Consider the following 20,729-nt stretch of genomic DNA (forward strand, 5'->3'; position numbering starts at 1 on the left):
GATCAAATGTCATGCTTGACCCTGCCGTGCTGACAAATTAGACCGGGCCATCATTTCAATTACAAGGCCCGACCCCGTGTCCAGTACGTTGCCAGCACATATGCATCCCACCCGTTCCTTTCAGGGTTTGATCCTGACGCTCCATAATTATTGGGCGGAGCGAGGTTGCGCCATCCTGCAACCCTACGACATGGAAGTTGGCGCGGGTACGCTGCACCCGGCGACGACTTTGCGTGCGCTCGGACCGCGCCCGTGGAACGTGGCCTATGTTCAGCCGTCGCGTCGCCCGAAGGATGGCCGCTATGGTGAAAACCCGAACCGGCTCCAGCACTATTATCAGTATCAGGTTCTTCTGAAACCGAGCCCGCCCAATCTGCAGGAACTCTATCTGGGGTCCCTGAAGGCAATCGGCATCGATATGAACCTGCATGATGTGCGCTTTGTCGAGGACGACTGGGAAAACCCGACCACGGGTTCGTGGGGCCTCGGCTGGGAATGCTGGTGCGACGGCATGGAAGTGTCGCAGTTTACCTATTTCCAGCAGGTCTGCGGCATCGAATGCTCGCCGGTTTCCGGCGAACTGACCTATGGTCTGGAACGCCTCGCCATGTATGTGCAGGGCGTGGACAATGTCTACGATCTCAACTTCAATGGTCTCGAAGGCGACGAGAAGGTCACCTACGGCGACGTGTTCCTGCAGGCCGAGCAGGAATATTCCCGCTACAATTTCGAGATGGCCAATACCGAAATGCTGCATCAGCACTTCATTGACGCCGAGCGCGAATGCGAAGCCGTCCTGAAAGCTGGCAGCACCGGTGAAAATTCTCTCCATAAATGCGTCTTTCCGGCCTACGACCAGTGTATCAAGGCTTCTCACGTATTCAATCTGATGGATGCGCGCGGCGTGATCTCGGTCACCGAGCGCCAGAGCTATATCTTGCGCGTGCGCAATCTTGCGCGTCAGTGCGGCGAGGCCTTCCTTTTGACGGATGCCGGTGGTTTCAATTTCGAGCGTGAGGTGCTGCCGTCCGACCGCAGCGAAGCGAGGACGGACAATGATAAAAATGCGGAAGCCGGAGGCGCACGCTAATGCCTGACCTACTTCTTGAGCTTTTTTCGGAAGAGATTCCCGCCCGCATGCAGCGCAAGGCTGCCGGCGATCTGAAAAAGATGATTACCGATGGTCTGGTCGATGCTGGCCTGACCTATGAGGCTGCAACCGCCTATTGGACGCCGCGCCGTCTGGCGCTCGACATTCGCGGTCTCACCGTGCGTTCCAAGGACGTGCATGAGGATATCAAGGGCCCGTCGGTCACGGCTCCCGAACAGGCTATTCAGGGCTTTCTGCGCAAGGCAGGGCTGACGGATGTCAGTCAGGCGCATGTGCACTCCGATCCGAAGAAGGGTGACTTCTACGTCGCCCATCTGACGAAGCCCGGCCGCGCGGCAGAAGAAATCATCGCCCAACTGGTGCCGCAGACGATCCGCAACTTCCCATGGCCGAAATCCATGCGCTGGGGCGCTGCTTCGGCAAAGCCCGGTTCGCTGCGCTGGGTGCGTCCGCTGCAGTCGATCCTCTGCACCTTCGGCCCTGAAACCGAGGAAACGCAGGTCATCGATTTCGATGTCGACGGCATCAAGTCGGGCAACGTCACCTATGGCCACCGTTTCCTGAGCGACGGTCAGGCGATCAAGGTGCGCCGTTTCGACGATTATGTCGAAAAGCTGGAAAAGGCTTTCGTGGTTCTCGACGCTGAGCGCCGCAAGGAAATCATTTCGCAGGATGCGCATAATCTCGCCTTCGCTTCCGGTCTGGAACTGGTTGAAGACGAGGGACTTCTGGAAGAAGTCTCCGGTCTCGTTGAATGGCCGGTCGTGCTGATGGGCGAGTTCGAGGAAGAATTTCTGGCCATTCCGCCGGAAGTCATCCGCCTCACCATCCGCGCCAATCAGAAGTGTTTTGTCACCCGCAAGCAGGGCGAGGCGGAAGCGCTTTCCAACAAGTTCATTCTTGTGTCGAACGTTGCCGCCCGCGATGGCGGCACGGAAATCGCCTACGGCAACGGCAAGGTGGTGCGCGCGCGTCTCTCCGATGCGCTCTATTTCTGGCACACCGATCAGCATGATCTGCCCGACCTGGACAAGCTCAACGCTTCGGCGGACAAATTCGGTCTCGACCTGAAGAAGCCGCTCGATCAGCGCATGGCACGTCTGGATGCGCTGAATGTGACCTTCCATGCAAAGCTCGGCACGCAAGGGCAGCGGGTCGAGCGCATCGCAAAGCTCGCTGCCGAAATAGCGCCGTTGGTTGGTGCCGATCCGAAGCTTGCCACCCGCGCCGCTGTTCTGGCGAAGGCTGATCTTCAGACCGAAGTTGTGGGCGAGTTCCCGGAACTTCAGGGCGCCATGGGCCGCAAATATGCGTTGCTTCAGGGCGAAGACGAAGCCGTCGCCGCAGCGCTTGAGGAACATTACAAGCCGCAAGGTCCGTCCGATGTGGTGCCGAAGAACCCGGTTTCGGTTGCTGTGGCTCTGGCCGACAAGCTCGACACGCTGGTCGGCTTCTGGGCAATCGATGAAAAGCCCACCGGCTCGAAGGATCCTTACGCGCTGCGTCGTGCGGCTTTGGGCGTGATCCGTCTCCTGCTGTCACAGGAATGGAAGTTCTCGCTGTTGCCGCTCTTCCGTTCGGCCTTTGCCGCGCTGAAAGAAGGTCAGGTCCAGCGCAAGCTGCGCGAGTTTGAAGCCAAGCTTGCAGCGGAAAACTCCGGCGATGTTGACGGCGAGCAGGATATCGACAATGCGCTGCGCAACTATGAGACAGAAGTCCGTGCCGAAGCCGACCGCAGCGCGGAGCTGGTGTTGGCCGATCTCCTCTCCTTCCTTCACGACCGTTTCAAGGTGCATCTGAAGGAAGAGGGCGCACGTTACGACGCCATCGACGCCGTGCTGACGCCGGAAGCCGATAATCTTCTGCTGGTCGCGCGCCGTCTGGAAGCGCTGATCGTCTTCATCAACGAGGAAGACGGCAAGAACCTTCTGGCTGGCACCAAGCGCGCCGCCAATATTCTCGCAGCCGAGGAAAAGAAGGGCACGAAGGTCGCCGATAAGGTCGATGTTTCTCTTCTTCGTGAAGCGGAAGAAAAGGCACTGTTCGAAGCCGTTACTTTGGCGTCAACTGAGGCAGAAGCTGCCATCGCCCGCGAGGATTTCAACGGCGCGATGCTGGCACTCGCAAAGCTACGCGGTCCTGTCGATACGTTCTTTGAAAAGGTGCTGGTCAATGACGAGGACGAGAATGTCCGCGCCAATCGTCTGGCATTGCTCGACCTGATCCGCACGGCAACTGGCAAGGTGGCTGATTTCTCGAAAATCGCTAGCTGATACGCAGCCCAAGCGACACCTTTCCCTCATGCAGAGGAGCCTCCCCGCGCTTGTCGAAGGGAGGCGTCTCGAAGGGCTGAGGGAAAACGCACAACGTCAGTCGTGCCGTTCAACGCCGCCGCCCCAGCATGACAAGCGCGGCGGCGACGTCATTTTCGCTTATTTCAAACCGGGTCTGAGTTCGAGGGAGCCGAGGTCGGCTTCGCCGGATGCCGCCGCCCAGGCATCGCCCACCACCCGCACAGGCTTCGCGGGATCGAAATCCTCCGCTTGCTTGGCGGCGGGCTCGAGCAGATCATCCGGGACAGGCTGGCCTTGCATGCGCGCCATATAGGCGCGGGCGCGCTTGCGGCGGGCTTCGATTGCCTTCTGTGCATCGAGTTCCGCAGCCTTTTTCTCCGCGCAAGGGCCGCAGACCGGCAGGCCGTTGGCGCCGATCCTGTCATAGCCGATATAATCGATGGAACCGATCTGATAGGTTGTTGGCGCGCCTTCACTTCCGTTTGCGGAAGCAATTGCGGGCAGTCCGATGGTCGTCAGCGAAATAGCGATAAATCGCGATAACATTATTCACCTCACGCATGAATAAAATCACCATGCCCGGAAAAACCTAACAAAACGCAATTTTTCATGCGCAATCGTGATCGACTTGCCGCGATTGTGCTCCACAGGAGGCCAAGCTTGCTTGCGCAGGGGCCTGAGCTTGTGTAGGCAGAACGGGCTTAACTTGGGACGCCCGAGAGGCGGAAAACCAGTGTCCGATATAGTCAAATTCGATGATGAGACAGTCCAGCGCGCAGTGGAGGTGCTGCGGCGCGGCGGTCTCGTCGCCATTCCGACCGAAACCGTCTATGGCCTTGCTGCCGACGCTTCAAACGGCGAGGGCGTGGCCGGAATCTTCGCGGCCAAGGGACGCCCGCAGTTCAATCCCCTGATCGCCCATGTAAGCGGCATCGCCATGGCCGAGCGCTATGTCGCGTTCGACGTCCTGTCGCGCAAGCTCGCGGAAACATTCTGGCCCGGCCCCCTGACCATCGTTCTGCCGCTGAAAGACTGGCAGGATACGGATCGCCCCATCCATCCGCTTGTGACGGCGGGACTGCAAACGCTTGCTATCCGTATGCCGCTTGGCCGTGTGCGCGATATAATCAGGGAGCTGGATAGTCCGGTGGCGGCACCAAGCGCCAACACGTCCGGCCGCATCAGCCCGACAAGCGCCCATGCCGTTGCGGGCGATCTCGGCGACAAGCTTGATCTGATCCTTGATGCCGGTCCGTGCGGCGTCGGCGTCGAATCCACCATCGTCAAGGTTGACGGCGATAGGGTGCATCTTCTGCGTCCGGGCGGGCTGGCCGCGGAAGAAATCGAGGCTGTCATCGGTGAAAAGCTGGTGCGCGCCGACCACACTTCCGCAATTCAGGCGCCGGGCATGATGACGTCGCATTATGCGCCTGATGCGGCGATGCGGCTCAATGTCGGTTCGGTGAAGCCGGGCGAGGCGCTGCTTGCCTTTGGCCCGCAGCGCGTGGCCGGTGCGGAAAGCGCCGCAACGATGATGAACCTCAGTGCCGACGGCAATTTGCGCGAAGCGGCAGCCAATCTGTTCGATTTCATGCGCAGGCTTGATGCAACGGGTGCCGCCACCATCGCTGTCGAACCAATCCCTTTTGACGGTCTCGGCGAGGCCATCAACGACCGTTTGAAACGCGCGGCGGCCCCGCGCTCATCCTCCCTTTGAATTCAAGAGACAGACTATGCTGGACACCGCTCTGATCGAACGCTTCTCCGCCATCGTGGGTGAAAAGAACGCGCTGACCGCGCCGGAAGACCTCGCCGCTTATCTCATTGAGCAGCGCGATCTTTATCATGGCCGCACGCCGCTCGTTCTTCGTCCGGGTTCGACGGAAGAAGTTGCGGCGATCATGAAGCTTGCCACCGAGACCAAGACGCCTGTGGTGCCGCAGGGCGGCAATACGGGCCTCGTCGGCGGGCAACAGCCGGACGAAAGCGGTACGGCCATCATCCTGTCGCTGGGCCGCATGAACCGTATCCGCAATCTCGATACGGTCGGCAATCTGGTGACGCTTGAAGCTGGTGTGATCCTGAAAAACCTTCAGGACGCCGTTGAAAAGGCCGGTCGCCTGTTTCCGCTGTCGCTGGGTGCCGAAGGCTCGTGCCAGATTGGCGGTAATCTTGGCTCCAACGCGGGCGGTACGGCAGTGCTAGCCTATGGCAATATGCGCGAGCTTTGCCTTGGGCTTGAAGTCGTGCTGCCGACCGGCGAGATTCTCAACGATCTTCGTTACGTGAAGAAGGACAATACCGGCTACGACCTGAAAGACCTTTTTGTCGGTTCGGAAGGCACGCTCGGCGTCATCACGGCGGCGGTGCTGAAGATATTCCCGCAACCGAAGGGCAAGGGCGTGGCCTATGCGGGCCTGCGCAACCCGGAAGATGTGCTGCGCCTGTTCCAGCTTGCGACTGAACATGCTGGCCCGTCGCTGACCGGCTTCGAACTGATGCCGCGCGTCGGGGTGGAGTTCACCGTGCGTCATGTCGACGGCGTGCGCGATCCGCTCGAAAGCCCGCATGACTGGTATGTGCTGATCGACATTTCATCCTCGCGTTCGGAAGAGGATGCGCGCACGACGCTGGAAACGATCCTGACCGAGGCATTCGAGAACGACATTATTCAGGATGCGGCCATCGGTGAAAGCGTGGCTCAGGCGCAATCCTTCTGGAAGATGCGCGAGGAAATGTCCTGGGCGCAGAAGCCGGAGGGCGGTTCGATCAAGCACGATATTTCCGTGCCGGTCGCTTCCATCCCCGCCTTCATCCATGAGGCAAATGCCGCGACGCTGGGAATGATCCCCGGCGCACGCGTGGTCTGCTTCGGCCATATCGGTGACGGCAACCTGCATTATAATGTTTCGCAGCCGGTCGGTGCCGACAAGGAGGCATTCCTTGCACGCTGGCACGAATTGAACCATCGTATCCACACGATCGTTGCGAGCTATGGCGGCTCAATCTCGGCGGAACATGGCATCGGCCAGTTGAAGCGCGAGGAGCTGGCTTTCTTCAAGCAGGATGTCGCGCTCGACCTGATGCGCCGTATCAAGTCGGCCTTCGATCCAGCCGGCATCATGAACCCCGGCAAGGTTCTGTAGGTGCCGCATAATTTCGGGAAGCAAGAACGGGCGGGTTTACCGCCCGTTTGTTTTAGTAAACGCTTCTTCAGAAGAATTTCCGAATTCTTACACCCGGTTGCATTCTGCTAACCAAAGGAAAAGGCAGGAAAAAGTTAACCCAACTCATTAAGCCCGTCGGTAATAAACCGCGCCTATTCTCCGTCTCAACAAGGGCAAAAAGCCCAACCGGGAAACCGGACATAGGACAGAGAGACAGAGGCGTCGAAAATGATGAGCAAGGGACTGAAGCCCGAGTGGGCAGGCCGGGAATTGCGGCTCGATCCGTTTCACTTTCCGCAGGTTGTGAGCTATGCGACCCGCGACGGCGGCACCGACGTTACCTTCACCATCAACGAGCGCGGCGCGGTGATCCGGCAGGTTCTGCCTTCAAGCGGCTTGCCTATGTCCATCGCACTTCCGGCCAATGCATTTGTGGGTGTTGCAGCCCGTGCGGTGGAGGACGAATTCGGCGAAATCACGGTGACGCTGGAGCTGATGCATGAAGATCCGCAGCTTTCGGTTCCCCTGCTTGTCGCGCATGATCTGACCGACGTTGCGGCCGACTGGCGCGCATGGGCCGCAAGCTTCAACCTGCCGATGATGCTCGTCGAGGAAGATGGCGTCGCCCGCCCGCTCTACGAAAGCACCGGCGCTGTCCGCACCGGCCAGCCTCAGGCTCGCCGTCAGGGACAGGAGCCGCGCCGTCGCCGTCCGCGTTTTCTTGCCCGCCGCAAGACGGGTACGCTTGGCGTTCGTCTGGTGATCTCCGGCAAGGAAATCATTGCGCGGAACTAAATCGAAAAGGGTCGCCCGATAAAAGGCGACCCTTTTAAAAACTTTGGCTGACCTCCAAAGAGCCCCCCGAATGTCTTGAGGCGCATCCCGAAAAGTGGAAACCGGTTTTCGGAAAAGATGCGCCCGGAAAAAGACGTTCGGGTTTATTTTTTTCGGCTGAGAAAGGCCATAACGGCCTCGCGGGCTTCATCCGAGGTCAGTCGCTCGGCAAAATGCCTGGCTTCACGCGCAATGCGTTCGGAAACTTTTTCAGCGGGCATGCGCATCAGCGCGCGGGCAATCTGCATGGCCTGCGGCGGTTTGGAGGCGATTTCTTCCGCTGCCTTCATCACATCTGTTTCCAGCGCATCGTCGGCAACGACCTGACAGACAATACCGGCTTCCTGCGCAGCTTCCGCGCTAAAACCGTGGCCAAGCGCCAAGAGAGCGAATGCCTTCTGATGCCCCATCAGCGGCGGAGCCAGCAGGCTGGAAGCCGCTTCCGGTACAAGGCCGAGATCGACAAACGGCGTGCGGAACAGGGCGCGCGACGTTGCAAATGTCAGATCGCAATGCAGGTGGATGGTCGTGCCGATGCCGATGGCCAGCCCGTCGACGCCGGAAACGATGGGCTTCTTCGCGCTGGAAAGAGCGCCCAGAAAGTCCAGAATGTCGTTGCCGAGATCGCCGCCCGACGCCGCGACCATGAAATCCTGCATGTCGTTGCCGGACGAGAACGCCCCCGGAACGCCGAGAAACACATGCACGCGCACCGCGTCATCGGCGTCGCCATCCTTGAGCGCCTTTGCCATGGTGGCATACATGGCGCGCGTGATGGCATTCTTCTTGTCGGCCCGGTTGAGGCGGATGATCTGGATCGCGCCTTTGCGCTCGATCAGGATATGTTCGCTCATGCTTGCGCCTCCAGCGCGGATTTGGCGGCGGCAAGGCTGGCGGCGCCCGTAATGACCGTGTCCTTCAGCGAGGACACTTCGGCGAGCATGTTTTCCGCGAAGAAGCGGCTCAGAACCGCACGTCCGCTATCGTCACCGGCAAGCGCCGCACGCGCAAGGTACGCGCCGCCTGAAACGAGCGACAAGAGGCGCTGGTAAGGCGTGGCTCCGGCAAGGGCAGCCTCAAGCTGTCCTTCCGCCACAGCCTTTTGCAGCCATTCGGTGGCCTCGCGGGCTTGCGCGATCGCCGCGGAAAGACGCGCGCCGGTTTCGCCCAGTTCCGGGCGATTGGATGCGGTCGCCTTGTCGGCATCATCCTGCAATTCTGCGAGAAAGCCCTTGATGTGCTCGCCTTGTCCAAGCGGCAGTTTGCGCATCACCAGATCGATGGCCTGAATGCCGTTGGTGCCTTCATAGATCGGGGTGATGCGGGCGTCGCGCAGCAATTGTGCCGCACCCGTCTCTTCGATGAAGCCCATGCCGCCATGAATCTGAACGCCCAGCGATGCGACATCCACGCCTGCATCGGTTGCAAAACTCTTGGCGAGCGGCGTCAGCAGCCCGGCGCGGTCCGACCAGAACTGCTGGTCCGCGCCGTCCGTCGCATGGCTCATGTCGATGGCATGGGCGCAGGAATAGGTGATGGAGCGGGCAATCTGCGTCAGCGCCTTCATGGTGAGCAACATGCGGCTCACATCCGGATGCTCAATGATGGGGCTCATGCCGGCTTTGGGGTCTGCGCCGATAGCGCGGCCCTGTTTGCGCTCCTTGGCATAGGCGAGCGCCTGCTGATAGGCGGCTTCGGCCACGCCGACGCCCTGAATGCCGACCAGAAGGCGGGCATTGTTCATCATGGTGAACATGCAGGCCAGCCCGCGATTTTCCTCGCCGATCAGGTAGCCGACGGCACCCTGTTCCTCGCCCTTCACGAAACCGTCGCCATAGATCATGGTGCAGGTCGGAGAGGCGTGGATGCCCATCTTGTGTTCAAGGCCGGAACAGAACAGATCGTTGCGGCGTCCAAGCGAACCGTCTTCATTGACGAGGTATTTCGGCACGAGGAAAAGCGAAATACCCTTTGTGCCGGCCGGGGCATCGGGCAGGCGCGCCAGCACCAGATGCACGATATTGTCGGTCAGGTCGTGTTCGCCATAGGTGATGAAAATCTTCTGGCCAAAAATGCGGTAAGTGCCGTCACCGGCGCGTTCTGCACGGGTGCGAAGTGCGCCGAGATCGGAGCCTGCCTGAGGTTCGGTCAGGTTCATCGTGCCCATCCACTCGCCGGTGATAAGCTTTTCGAGATAGACGTCCTTCAATTCCTTGGAAGCGTGCTTTTCAAGCGCCTCGACCGCGCCCATGGTCAGCGTCGGAGCAATGGCGAAGGCCAGCGTGCCGGAATTCCACATTTCGCTGACAGCCACCGACATCATGGTCGGCAGGCCCTGACCGCCATATTCCGGCGTGCCGGTGAGCGAGTTCCAGCCGCCGTCAATCCAGTCGCGGTAAAGCTCTTTCCAGCCCGGCGCGGTTGTTACGACGCCATCCTTGACTGTGGCGCCATGCTTGTCGCCGGTTATGCGCAGAGGCTCGACGCGCTCAGAGGCAAATTTGCCCGCTTCTTCCAGAATGGCGGCGGCAAGATCCGCGGAAAATTCAGGGAAACGGTTGTCGTCCAGGGCCTTTTCCAGCCCTGCAACCTTCATCAGCGTATGGGAAATTTCAGAAACCGGCGCGCGATACATCTTTCCTCCAAAATATGATTTGCTAGCTTCTCCTCAGAAGCCTCTCCTGCATCGGCGCTGTTTGCATTCCGGCAGGCGCCAAAACGGCCATCCGACATAAGAGCTATCGGCTTATTACGTAAACGTCAATGTTTTCGATACACGTCATCGTGATGGGATGGCGGTCGGGCATCCACGGGCAAAAGCCCCATCCGCAATGGCGAGAGCGCTTTAAAAAAGTGGATTATTGCGCGGTGATGAGGCCGATAGGCGATGTTAGGACTGCTTTTCCCGCTCCACGGCACGCCAGCCGATATCGGAGCGGTAGAATCCTTCCGGCCAGTCGATGCGCTTCACGGCTTCATAGGCTTTGGCCTGTGCCTCGGCGACCGTGTCGGCGATGGCCGTGACATTCAGCACGCGGCCGCCATTGGCAATGATGTTGCCGTCCTTCTCCGCCGTGCCTGCGTGGAACATCTTGACGCCATCCATGCCTTCGAGCTTGTCGAGGCCACGGATCACGCTGCCCTTCTTCACATTGGACGGATAGCCTTCCGCAGCCATCACCACCGTCAGCGCTGGCTGGTCTTTCCAGTCGAGCGAAACTTCATCCAGCTTGCCGTCCACGGCGGCATTGATGAGAGCGAGCAGGTCGGTGTTGAGGCGCATCATCAGCACCTGACATTCCGGATCACCGAAACGGGTATTGTATTCGATGAGCTTCGGGCCGTCTTTGCCGATCATCAGGCCGAGAAAGAGGATGCCGGAAAACGGCGCGCCGATTTCGGCCATGCCGCGCATCGTTGGTTCGATCAACTCGCGCATGGTGCGTTCGACGATTTCCGGCGTCATCACCGGAGCGGGGGCATAGGCGCCCATGCCGCCGGTATTGGGGCCGGTATCGCCATCGCCGACGCGCTTGTGATCCTGTGCCGAGCCGAGCGGCAAGGCGGTCTTTCCATCGCAAATGCAGAAGAAGCTTGCTTCTTCACCGTCCAGAAACTCCTCGACGACCACTTCGGCACCGGCGGACCCGAATGCGCCCTCGAAACAGGCGTCAACGGCGTCGAGCGCTTCATCGAGCGTCATCGCCACGACCACGCCCTTGCCTGCGGCAAGCCCGTCGGCCTTGACGACGATGGGTGCACCCTGCTGGCGGATATAGGCCTTGGCCTTGGGCGCATTGTTGAAGCGACCGTACGCGCCTGTCGGAATATCGAAGTGCGCGCAGAGATCCTTGGTGAAGCCTTTGGAACCTTCAAGCTGCGCCGCAGCCTTGGAGGGACCGAACACGCGGATACCCTCAGTGCGCATTTCATCGGAGAGGCCAGCGACGAGCGGTGCTTCCGGCCCGACCACCACGAGATCGATCTTCTCGTCCTTGGCAAAGGCAATCAGCGCCTTGTGGTCATCCACGCTGATATCGACCAGCTCGGCGGCTTCCGCGATGCCCGGATTGCCGGGTGCGCAATAGAGCTTTTCGAGCAGGGGAGAGGCGGCAAGCTTCCATGCCAAGGCGTGCTCGCGTCCACCGGAACCGATCAACAGAACTTTCATGCCTTGCTCCCTGCGCTTGAGGTAAGTAAACGTTTACTTACCTCGGCTCTCTATTGCCCATCGCACACGCGGGCAAGGGCAGGCTCGCGATTTTTCCAGAAAAAGCGGGTAGAGTCGTTCAGTTTCGAGAAAGCAGACGACCATGCAGCATCCGCAAACCAACCCACAGGTCAACTCCGGCATCCAATCCCGCGATGCGCGCGGGCGGGTAAAGGACGCTCCTTCCGGTCATTGGGTATATCGCGTCCTGCCGCACTGGCTCTGGCCTTATGCGCAGCTTGCCCGCTGGGACCGTCCCATCGGCTGGCAGCTTCTGCTCTGGCCATGCTGGTGGTCGGCGGCGCTCGTGGCGGGAGCGGGCGCAAAACCCGGAGACGGCGCCTGGGCCGTATTGCCATCTTTCTGGCATCTGTTTCTGTTTCTTATCGGCGCCATCGCCATGCGCGGTTCCGGCTGCACCTATAACGATCTGGTCGATCAGGATATTGACGACAAGGTGGATCGCACGCGCTCGCGTCCGCTGCCCTCGGGGCAGGTCACACGCGGGCAGGCAAAGCTGTTTTTGGTCTTGCAGGCACTGGTCGGCCTCGTGGTGGTGCTGCAGTTCAACTGGTTTTCCATCGGCCTTGGCATTTTCTCGCTTCTGATCGTCGCCGCCTATCCCTTCATGAAGCGCATTACCGACTGGCCGCAATTCGTGCTCGGTCTTGCTTTCTCATGGGGGGCGCTTATGGGCTGGGGCGCGGTGGAAGGCTCGCTGAGCCTGGCACCGGTGCTTCTCTATATCGGCGCGATCCTGTGGACGATCGGCTACGACACGATCTATGCGCATCAGGACAAGGAAGATGACGCGCTGGTGGGCGTGCGCTCCACGGCGCGTCTGTTCGGCAAGCATACCAAGACGGCGCTGATGATCCTCTATGGCGGGGCTATCGGCTTCTTCGCGGCGGCTTTCGCCGTGGCTGAGGTGCCGATGCCAGCCCTTGCCGGATTGCTTGCGGCGGGTGTGCATCTCTATCGCCAGATCATCGTGCTCGATATAGACAACCCCGACCAGTGCCTGAAACTGTTCAAATCCAACAATATTGTCGGCTGGCTGATCTTCCTCGGGCTGGTGTTCGGAAGCCTCTGGGTGGCGGTCAAGCCGCTGGTATAAACAAAAAGGCCACCGGAGATGGTGGCCTTGCTTTATCGGATCAGGGATAGAGCCTGTCCTTGTTCCAGTCGCCCTCCGGCGTTGGCCGCGTGAAGAGCACGCGGTCATGCAGGCGAAAGGCCCGGTCGTGCCAGAATTCAATCGAGACCGGCCGGATACGGAACCCCGACCAGTAGGGCGGGCGGGGGATGTCGCCGATGGCATATTTCGCGGTATATTCTGCAACAGCCTTTTCCAGCGCGAACCGGCTTTCCAGCGGGCGTGACTGCTTGGATGCCCATGCACCGATGCGGCTGCCGCGCGGGCGCGAGGCATAATAGGCATCGGCTTCGGCATCGCTGACTTTTTCCACCGGTCCACGCACGCGCACCTGACGGCGCAACGTCTTCCAATGGAAGCACATCGCGGCTTTTTCCGCCGACAGGATTTCCTTGCCCTTGGTGCTTTCATAATTGGTGTAGAAGACGAAGCCCTGCTCGTCAAAATCCTTCAGCAGCACCATGCGCACATTGGGCAGGCCATCCGGGTCAACCGTCGCCAGCGCGACCGCATTCGGGTCGTTCGGTTCGCTCTGTTTGGCATCGGCCAGCCAGTCGGCAAAGAGTTTGAACGGCTGGGAGGATTCGGTGAAGTCGTCGCTTGCGTTTGTCATTTTGGATTTTCAACAGCCTGTCGGAAATATGCGGATCATCCTGGAAGGGAATCTTCACCGGAGACCCAAGAGATAGGGGGGCGGGCCGAGCTTCTTCGATAACCGGCATTTTGTCCATGGCCTTGCCGGGATGTGTCGTCGCAGGCAGCGATTTGGTTCTTCCGCCTGCCGCCAATCGGTGCGAGGTGGCGGCTTTAGTTGCCTATGGTCACAGAAAGCCGGGCGCATCCTTAGACAACTGAATAAAGTAAGGAGTTGGGCGTTGTGCTCTGATTCCGATTTGTTTACCTTTCCGGCACACCGCTTGTTAACTCAAGCGCACCCATAATCCCTGCATCTTTAGCGTGTAGAACAAGGGAATAGCGTTGGCCGTCGAGACGCTTCGCCAGAAGGACAAATTCCGGAGCCCGTGCCGTGGCGCCAATGCGCTGCGCAAGGCTGCGATTGGCATAGGCCTTTTCTCGCTCGCCGGTTGCGCCATGGGCGGGGTGAGCATCGAAAAGGCAGTTCCTGATTCTTCCATGGTCACCGGGTCCGTGAAGTCGCAGCAGGTCGAGACCGATACCGGCAAGCTTTCCGATCAGTCCGCCATAAAGAACGTCGTTTCCGCGCTTGATTTCACGCAATGGGGAAAGAAACCGGTTCCGTGGGCCAATCCCGACACGGGAAGCCAGGGCACCATCACGACGATTGCCGAGAACAACAAGAACAATCAGCTCTGCCGCGAGTTCGAAACCTCGCGCGAGGCTTTTGACGGCGTTTCCATCTATCGCGGCGAAACCTGCATGGAACGCGGCGGTCAATGGACGGTGACGTCTTTCGCCCCGATCTGAAAAGAAAAGCCTGACCTGACTGGAACTTTGCGGGTCAGATGCGCATATTGTGGGCAACGAATCTTGTTCATCTCACAATTATTTCCTGAAAGAGGAACTATATGCGCGATCCCTATAGCGTGCTGGGCGTCGCCAAAACGGCGAAGCCCGAAGAAATAAAATCGGCTTTTCGCAAACTGGCCAAAAAGCACCACCCGGATCAGAACAAGGATGATCCGAAGGCGCAGGAGCGTTTTGCAGAACTGAATCAAGCCTACGAAATTCTGGGCGACAAGGACAAGCGCGGGCAATTCGACCGTGGCGAGATCGATGCCGAAGGCAAGCCTGCTTTCCAGGGCTTCGCAGGCGGGCAGGGCTTCGGCGGCGCTCATGGCGACCCCTTCGCCGGTTTCCGGCAGGGCGGCGGCAACAGCCATTTTGAATTTCGTTCCGGCCCCGGCGGGTTTCAGCAGGGCGGTGGCTTCGGCGGTGCAGAAGATATATTGAACGATCTCTTTGGCGGCGCTTTCGGCGGCGGTGCCCGCGCGGGCGGCGCGCGTCAGCGTGGCCCGGCGAAGGGAGCCGATCTTTCGGCATCCATTGATATCACGCTGGAGCAGGCTGCCGGCGCGGAAAAGGTCGAGGCGATTTTTCCCAACGGCAAGCACCTCAAGATCAAGCTGCCCAAATATGTCGAAGACGGTCAGACCATTCGCCTGAAAGGGCAGGGCGAGACCTTGGTGGGCGGAACGGCCGGTGATGCGCTGGTTACGATCCACTTCAAGGCGCATCCCCGGTTTCGTCTGGAAGGCCGCGACGTCCATGTGGACTTGTCGGTCGAGCTTGTCGACGCCGTTCTGGGCGGCAAGCAGGAGGTCGAGACGCTCGACGGGCGGATTGCGGTGAAAATACCGGCATGGTCGAGTTCGGACCGTGTGCTGCGGCTGAAAGAAAAGGGGCTCCCTCTCAAAGCCGGTGGACGTGGCGATCTTTACGTGCATGTGCGGATCATGCTGCCGGAAGGCGGCGACCGGGAACTGGAAGAATTCCTGCAGAAACGCAAACAAGCCTGAGCGCGTCTTCAATCGTTTGAAGCCGGGTGTTGTCTCTTTGCGGCAGTAAGGTGACAATGCCCGGCTTTTTCACTGCAATTGCTTGAAGGAGAGCCGAGGCTGTGCGATAGGGCAACAAGTTAATTGTTTTCAATGAGGACCCCTAATGACCGCACAGTCAGGTTTGTTGCAGGGCAAGCGTGGATTGATTCTGGGCGTCGCCAACAACCGCTCCATCGCATGGGGTATTGCGAAGGCCGCTCGTGATGCAGGCGCAGAGCTCGCATTCACCTATCAGGGCGATGCATTGAAGAAGCGTGTCGAGCCTCTGGCAGAAGAGCTTGGCGCGTTCGTTGCCGGACATTGCGACGTGGCGGATGCCGCCAGTATTGATGCTGTTTTTGAGACGCTTGAAAAGAAGTGGGGCAAGCTCGACTTCCTGGTGCACGCTATCGGTTTTTCCGACAAGGACGAACTGACTGGCCGCTATCTCGATACGTCGGAAGCCAATTTCACCAACACGATGCTGATCTCGGTTTATTCGCTGACGGCGGTTGCGCGCCGGGCGGAAAAGCTGATGAACGACGGCGGATCGATCCTGACGCTGACCTATTACGGCGCCGAAAAAGTCATGCCGAACTACAATGTCATGGGCGTGGCCAAGGCTGCTCTTGAAGCAAGCGTGAAATATCTGGCCGTCGATCTTGGCCCGCAGAACATTCGCGTCAACGCAATCTCGGCAGGCCCGATCAAGACGCTCGCTGCCTCCGGCATTGGCGATTTCCGCTATATCCTGAAATGGAACGAGTACAACGCGCCGCTGCGCCGTACCGTTACCATCGAGGAAGTGGGCGATGTCGGCCTCTATTTCCTTTCCGACCTGTCCCGTTCGGTGACGGGCGAAGTCCATCACGCGGATAGCGGCTATCATGTCATCGGCATGAAAGCGGTGGACGCGCCGGATATTTCGGTCGTGAAAGATTGAAGCAGCGAATACAAAATCCCGAAAAGCTGACCGGCTTTTCGGGATTTTTCTTTCCCAATGCGGGAAAGCTATCCACACATTGACTGACGGCATATTGAGGTAGAGCTGTGGCTCGGGAAATCATCTACTTTTCGCGTCACGGCGAGACGGACTGGAATGTCTCGCAGCGCATTCAGGGACAGCTCGACATCGATATCAATGCCCATGGCCGCACTCAGGCAGATCGCAATGGCGATATGCTGAAGTCCCTGATCGGCGACGGCGCGGGCTTCGACTTCGTGGCAAGCCCCTTGCGTCGCACCCGCGAAACGATGGAGCGCATCCGCCTACGCATGGGGCTCGATCCTTATGATTACCGCACCGACCCCCAATTGATGGAAGTCAACTTCGGTGACTGGCAGGGTTTCATGATGGAGGACATTGCAAGGGAACGCGAGGATCTCCTGGAAGCGCGAGCCCGCGACAAGTGGAATTTTGTGCCGCCCGGCACGACCGCTGAAAGCTATATGAGCCTGTCGCGCCGTATAGGGCGCTGGGTAGAGGCTGTGGAGTGGCCAACCGTTTGCGTCACGCATGGCGGCTGCATTCGCACCCTGTTTTACCTTTACGGCGATATGGATGGCCACGCCGCCGCTAATCTATCCATCCCGCAGGACAAGGTTCTGAAGTTCGAAAACGGCAAGCTTGAGTGGGTTTGAGAACAGCGGGCCTGACCAACAGTCTATTTGCGGGGGAGGCGCCGGTTTCGATGAGCCTTACGTTCAAGTTTCAGCAGGTCGATGTCTTCGCTTCCCGTCCGTTGGGCGGCAATCCGCTGGCAGTCGTTGTCGATGCAGACAGCTTGGACGACGCCCGAATGGCTGCGTTTGCAAACTGGACCAATCTGAGCGAAACCACTTTTCTGCTAAAGCCGACAAAAATCGGGGCGGACTATCGCGTCCGGATTTTCACCCCGTCGCGTGAATTACCTTTTGCTGGACACCCGACTTTGGGGAGCTGTCATGTCTGGCTGGCTTCGAATGGAAGAGCCGGTGACGGGGAAGTCGTGCAGGAATGCGAGGCCGGTTTGATCCGCATACGCAGGGACGGCGACATGCTTTCCTTTGCTGCGCCCGAACTGATCAGAAGCGATGCCCTTGAACCGCAATTGCTGCAACGCATCGCAGGAGCGTTGCATATCAGCATGGACGTCATTGTTGATGCGAACTGGGTCGATAATGGTCCGGGCTGGCTCGCCGTCCTTCTGAAAAGCAGGGAGGAGGTGCTGGCTCTGCGTCCGGATTTCGCTGCGATCTCTGGCCTCCGGGTGGGTGTCGTCGCGCCATGGAAACGGGCCGACGACGGTGACGCTGCCGATTTTGAAGTCCGCGCTTTTACCGCCGCTGGCTTTGAGGACCCGGTTACAGGAAGTCTGAACGCCGGCATAGCCCAATGGTTGATCGGCAGTGGCATAGCGCGCGCATCTTATATCGCCAGCCAGGGCACTGTTCTTGGGCGGGCAGGGCGCATCCACGTTCGGCGCGAAGCCGACGGAATCTGGATCGGCGGCAATGTCGTTACCTGTGTGGATGGCCACGTAACCCTTTAATCGACCGTGCTTGAGGGCGCTGCAGCTTACGGCGCTTCCTGAATATCGGTGATGAAGCGTGTGCTGTCGACCACATCATAGATGATGAGGACCTTCATGCCCTTGTTGATCGCGCTATAATCGAACTCGCCGGGCAGCTTGTATGTCTCGCCGTCATCCAGCGTTATGGTTTCGCTGTCCTTGTTGATGCCGGTGATCTTGCCTTCGGCATCGTCCGCCATCGCTACCGTGGAGAAAAGCGAAGCAATGATGAGGATTAATCCGACCAGATAATGCATGACGTCCGTTCCTTTGGTTGTGCCTCGGATTGGGTTGTCGCCTGACCGATTCGACACGATTGTCGCTGTTGATGTTCCGGCGCCCCACGCCTTCAGTCCCACAATGTAGCGTGCGGAATGTGTCAAAAAAAATGCCGTATACCGATCTCCAGAAGGAAATTTTACGTCACGGGGGAGCTTGATTTGACCGGCGTCGAAAAGCCCAATAAAACCGGCGCGTAAAGTAGCTGCTCTCTCCTTGGCCTGCTCCGGACAAGGACAATTTATTCAGGCGTCGCGCATGTCTCACAATAGTTTCGGCCATCTGTTCCGCGTAACCACCTGGGGCGAAAGCCATGGTCTGGCGCTCGGTTGCGTTGTTGACGGCTGCCCGCCCGGTATCACCTTCACGGAAGCTGAAATTCAGGCCTATCTCGACAAGCGCAAACCCGGCCAGTCCAAATATACCACGCAGCGCCGCGAACCCGATCAGGTGCGCGTGCTTTCCGGCGTTCTTCTGGACGATGACGGCGTGACCATGACGACGACCGGCACGCCGATCTCGATGATGATCGAGAACACCGACCAGCGCTCGAAGGATTATGGCGAGATTGCCCGCCAGTACCGTCCCGGCCATGCCGATTACACCTATGACGTCAAATATGGCATTCGCGACTATCGTGGCGGCGGCCGTTCTTCCGCCCGCGAGACCGCAGCCCGTGTTGCTGCTGGCGCCATAGCGCGCAAGATCGTGCCGGGGCTGGAAGTCAAGGGCGCGCTGGTTGCCATGGGCGTGCACGGCATCGACCGCCGCCGCTGGAACTGGTCCGAAGTGGACAACAATCCTTTCTTCTCGCCGGATGCGGGTTCGGTCGAATTGTTCGCGGACTATCTCGACGGCATTCGCAAGAGCGGATCGTCGGTTGGCGCGGTCATCGAGATCGTCGCTGAAGGCGTGCCTGCCGGCATTGGCGCGCCGATCTATGGCAAGCTGGATCAGGACATCGCCAGCCTGCTGATGTCGATCAACGCCGTGAAGGGCGTGGAAATCGGCAATGGTTTCGAGGCGGCGCGTCTTACCGGCGAGGAAAACGCCGACGAAATGCGCATCGGCAATGACGGTAAGCCGCTGTTCCTGTCAAATCATGCGGGCGGCATTCTGGGTGGCATTGCAACCGGTGCGCCGGTCGTGGCGCGCTTTGCCGTCAAGCCGACCTCATCGATCCTGACCCCGCGCCGCTCTGTCGATAAGGATGGCAAGGAAGTGGATGTGATGACCAAGGGGCGTCATGATCCATGCGTGGGCATTCGCGCCGTGCCGATCGGCGAGGCGATGGTGGCTTGCGCTATTGCCGATCATTATCTGCGTCATCGCGGCCAGACTGGCCGCGTCTGATTCATTTGGGGCCGGACTGGCCATAATCTAACCGGCGATTGGGCCAGTCGGTTGTCTGACATACAGAGGTCGAAATGAGCTATAATCAGAAACAGGTCGTTGATGCGCTTCGTGCTTTTGAACGCGGCGAGATCGTTGTGGTCATGGATGATGACGGGCGCGAAAACGAAGGCGACCTGATTGTCGCCGCCGTGCATTGCACACCGGAAAAGATGGCCTTCATCGTTCGTCACACGTCCGGTATCGTCTGCACCCCGATGACCCGCGAGGAAGCCAAGCGCCTCAATCTCGCGCCCATGGTTGCTGAAAACGAATCTGCCCATACGACGGCCTTTACGGTGACGGTCGACTACCGCCACGGCACGACGACCGGCATTTCGGCGGAAGACCGCACGCTGACCGTTCGCAATCTGGCGAACCCGAATGCCGGCGCTTCGGATTTCGTGCGTCCCGGCCATATTTTCCCGCTGGTTGCCCGCGAAGGCGGCGTTCTGATGCGGTCAGGCCATACGGAAGCCGCTGTCGATCTTTGCAAGCTCGCAAACCTGCCGCCCATCGGCGTGATCTGCGAACTGGTCAACGATGACGGTTCCGTCATGCGCGGCCCCGACGTAAAGGCTTTTGCCGAAAAACACGCGCTGCATCGGGTCACGGTTGCCGACCTCATCGCCTATCGCCAGCGCAAGGAAACGCTGGTCAAGCGCGTTGGCGATGCGCCGGTCAAGACCTGCGCAGGCGCCGCTCATGCTTATACCTATGAATTGCCATGGGAACCCATGCAGCACGTGGCTGTCGTGTTCGGCGACATTCGTGACGGCGAGGAAGTGCCGGTCCGCCTGCACCGCGAAGACGTGCTGAACGATGTGTTCGGCAAGGGCGGCAGCAATCTTGATGCCATCATGGAAAAGATGGGCAAGGAAGGTCGCGGCGTACTGGTTTATCTGCGCGAAGGCTCTGTCGGCGTGCGTTCCGATCATCATGATACCCGCGCCCGCGATGCGATCCAGAGCGACCATGAAAGCCATGCCGAAGCGGTCGCCCGCGAGGAAGAGTGGCGTCAGATCGGTCTCGGCGCGCAGATATTGAAGGATCTCGGCATCACGTCGATTGTGCTGCTGGCATCGCGTGAGCGCCACTATGTCGGCCTTGAAGGCTTCGGCATCGACATCGCCCGAACCGAAATCATCTGACCTCATTTCAGCGAGGTGGCACATGGCCGTCATGGTCATGTGCCGGTGAGATGCTATAGTGAAA

At 59.3% G+C, this 20,729-nt stretch carries 18 protein-coding genes and 1 pseudogene; 13 read left to right on the plus strand and 6 right to left on the minus strand.

What is annotated here, in order from left to right; genetic code table 11:
• Positions 1–100: 100 nt before the first annotated feature.
• A pseudogene (locus tag F9K78_RS10925) lies at positions 101–1,018 on the plus strand (glycine--tRNA ligase subunit alpha); the annotation flags it as partial.
• Positions 1,019–1,089: 71 nt separating this feature from the next.
• Complete coding sequence (gene glyS, locus F9K78_RS10930) at positions 1,090–3,384, plus strand: glycine--tRNA ligase subunit beta (protein ID WP_151682179.1); 2,295 nt, start codon at positions 1,090–1,092, stop codon at positions 3,382–3,384.
• Between the two features lie 159 nt (positions 3,385–3,543).
• Here the strand turns inward: glyS and F9K78_RS10935 are convergent, their stop codons facing one another.
• Positions 3,544–3,951: a hypothetical protein gene (locus F9K78_RS10935; protein WP_121985563.1), complete on the minus strand. Its 408-nt coding sequence runs from the start codon at positions 3,949–3,951 to the stop codon at positions 3,544–3,546.
• A gap of 187 nt (positions 3,952–4,138) precedes the next feature.
• On the opposite strand from F9K78_RS10935, the gene F9K78_RS10940 reads away from it, so the two are divergent.
• The 3 genes from F9K78_RS10940 (at position 4,139) to F9K78_RS10955 (ending at position 7,367) form a co-directional block, all read left to right on the plus strand.
• The gene (locus F9K78_RS10940; RefSeq protein ID WP_121985562.1) at positions 4,139–5,122 is read left to right on the plus strand and encodes an L-threonylcarbamoyladenylate synthase; all 984 of its coding nucleotides are present in this window, start codon (positions 4,139–4,141) and stop codon (positions 5,120–5,122) included.
• Positions 5,123–5,138: 16 nt separating this feature from the next.
• Positions 5,139–6,551 (plus strand): FAD-binding oxidoreductase, encoded by a 1,413-nt coding sequence (locus F9K78_RS10945; RefSeq protein WP_121980580.1) that lies wholly within the window; start codon positions 5,139–5,141, stop codon positions 6,549–6,551.
• Positions 6,552–6,800: 249 nt separating this feature from the next.
• Positions 6,801–7,367 (plus strand): DUF6101 family protein, encoded by a 567-nt coding sequence (locus tag F9K78_RS10955; protein WP_121980579.1) that lies wholly within the window; start codon positions 6,801–6,803, stop codon positions 7,365–7,367.
• Positions 7,368–7,510: 143 nt separating this feature from the next.
• Here F9K78_RS10955 and F9K78_RS10960 read toward each other — a convergent pair whose 3' ends face one another.
• The 3 genes from F9K78_RS10960 to purD all read right to left on the minus strand — a co-directional run bounded on the left by F9K78_RS10960 (position 7,511) and on the right by purD (position 11,577).
• Complete coding sequence (locus F9K78_RS10960; protein ID WP_121980578.1) at positions 7,511–8,260, minus strand: crotonase/enoyl-CoA hydratase family protein; 750 nt, start codon at positions 8,258–8,260, stop codon at positions 7,511–7,513.
• Positions 8,257–10,041, minus strand: a complete 1,785-nt coding sequence (locus F9K78_RS10965) for an acyl-CoA dehydrogenase (protein WP_121980577.1) — start codon at positions 10,039–10,041, stop codon at positions 8,257–8,259. The genes F9K78_RS10960 and F9K78_RS10965 overlap by 4 nt, the downstream gene beginning before the upstream one ends.
• A 255-nt stretch (positions 10,042–10,296) precedes the next feature.
• Positions 10,297–11,577 (minus strand): phosphoribosylamine--glycine ligase, encoded by a 1,281-nt coding sequence (gene purD / locus F9K78_RS10970; RefSeq protein WP_121985560.1) that lies wholly within the window; start codon positions 11,575–11,577, stop codon positions 10,297–10,299.
• A gap of 142 nt (positions 11,578–11,719) precedes the next feature.
• On the opposite strand from purD, the gene ubiA reads away from it, so the two are divergent.
• A complete protein-coding gene (ubiA, locus tag F9K78_RS10975) occupies positions 11,720–12,733 on the plus strand; it encodes a 4-hydroxybenzoate octaprenyltransferase (RefSeq protein WP_121985559.1) in 1,014 nt (337 codons plus the stop codon).
• 40 nt (positions 12,734–12,773) lie between these two features.
• Here ubiA and pdxH read toward each other — a convergent pair whose 3' ends face one another.
• Positions 12,774–13,385 carry a pyridoxamine 5'-phosphate oxidase gene (gene pdxH, locus F9K78_RS10980; RefSeq protein ID WP_121985558.1) on the minus strand — a complete coding sequence of 204 codons (612 nt, stop codon included), beginning with the start codon at positions 13,383–13,385 and terminating at the stop codon, positions 12,774–12,776.
• 365 nt (positions 13,386–13,750) lie between these two features.
• On the opposite strand from pdxH, the gene F9K78_RS10985 reads away from it, so the two are divergent.
• From F9K78_RS10985 to F9K78_RS11010, 5 genes are all read left to right on the plus strand, one after another.
• On the plus strand, positions 13,751–14,218 hold the full coding sequence (locus tag F9K78_RS10985; RefSeq protein ID WP_121985557.1) for an RT0821/Lpp0805 family surface protein: 468 nt from the start codon (positions 13,751–13,753) through the stop codon (positions 14,216–14,218).
• Between the two features lie 101 nt (positions 14,219–14,319).
• Entirely contained in the window at positions 14,320–15,270 is a 951-nt protein-coding gene (locus tag F9K78_RS10990) for a DnaJ C-terminal domain-containing protein (RefSeq protein WP_121980572.1), read from the plus strand.
• Positions 15,271–15,415: 145 nt separating this feature from the next.
• A complete protein-coding gene (fabI, locus tag F9K78_RS11000) occupies positions 15,416–16,234 on the plus strand; it encodes an enoyl-ACP reductase FabI (protein ID WP_121980570.1) in 819 nt (272 codons plus the stop codon).
• A 107-nt stretch (positions 16,235–16,341) separates the two neighbouring features.
• On the plus strand, positions 16,342–16,932 hold the full coding sequence (locus F9K78_RS11005; protein ID WP_121980569.1) for a histidine phosphatase family protein: 591 nt from the start codon (positions 16,342–16,344) through the stop codon (positions 16,930–16,932).
• A gap of 50 nt (positions 16,933–16,982) precedes the next feature.
• Positions 16,983–17,822: a PhzF family phenazine biosynthesis protein gene (locus F9K78_RS11010; protein ID WP_121980568.1), complete on the plus strand. Its 840-nt coding sequence runs from the start codon at positions 16,983–16,985 to the stop codon at positions 17,820–17,822.
• Between the two features lie 26 nt (positions 17,823–17,848).
• Here the strand turns inward: F9K78_RS11010 and F9K78_RS11015 are convergent, their stop codons facing one another.
• Positions 17,849–18,100, minus strand: a complete 252-nt coding sequence (locus F9K78_RS11015; protein ID WP_121980567.1) for a DUF1344 domain-containing protein — start codon at positions 18,098–18,100, stop codon at positions 17,849–17,851.
• 280 nt (positions 18,101–18,380) lie between these two features.
• On the opposite strand from F9K78_RS11015, the gene aroC reads away from it, so the two are divergent.
• Both aroC and ribB read left to right on the plus strand, forming a co-directional pair.
• The gene (aroC, locus tag F9K78_RS11020; protein WP_121980566.1) at positions 18,381–19,475 is read left to right on the plus strand and encodes a chorismate synthase; all 1,095 of its coding nucleotides are present in this window, start codon (positions 18,381–18,383) and stop codon (positions 19,473–19,475) included.
• Between the two features lie 74 nt (positions 19,476–19,549).
• The gene (ribB, locus tag F9K78_RS11025) at positions 19,550–20,665 is read left to right on the plus strand and encodes a 3,4-dihydroxy-2-butanone-4-phosphate synthase (protein WP_121980565.1); all 1,116 of its coding nucleotides are present in this window, start codon (positions 19,550–19,552) and stop codon (positions 20,663–20,665) included.
• Positions 20,666–20,729: the final 64 nt, after the last annotated feature.

Source organism: Brucella pseudintermedia, from assembly GCF_008932435.1.
In the GTDB taxonomy this organism is placed as follows: Bacteria; Pseudomonadota; Alphaproteobacteria; order Rhizobiales; family Rhizobiaceae; genus Brucella; species Brucella pseudintermedia.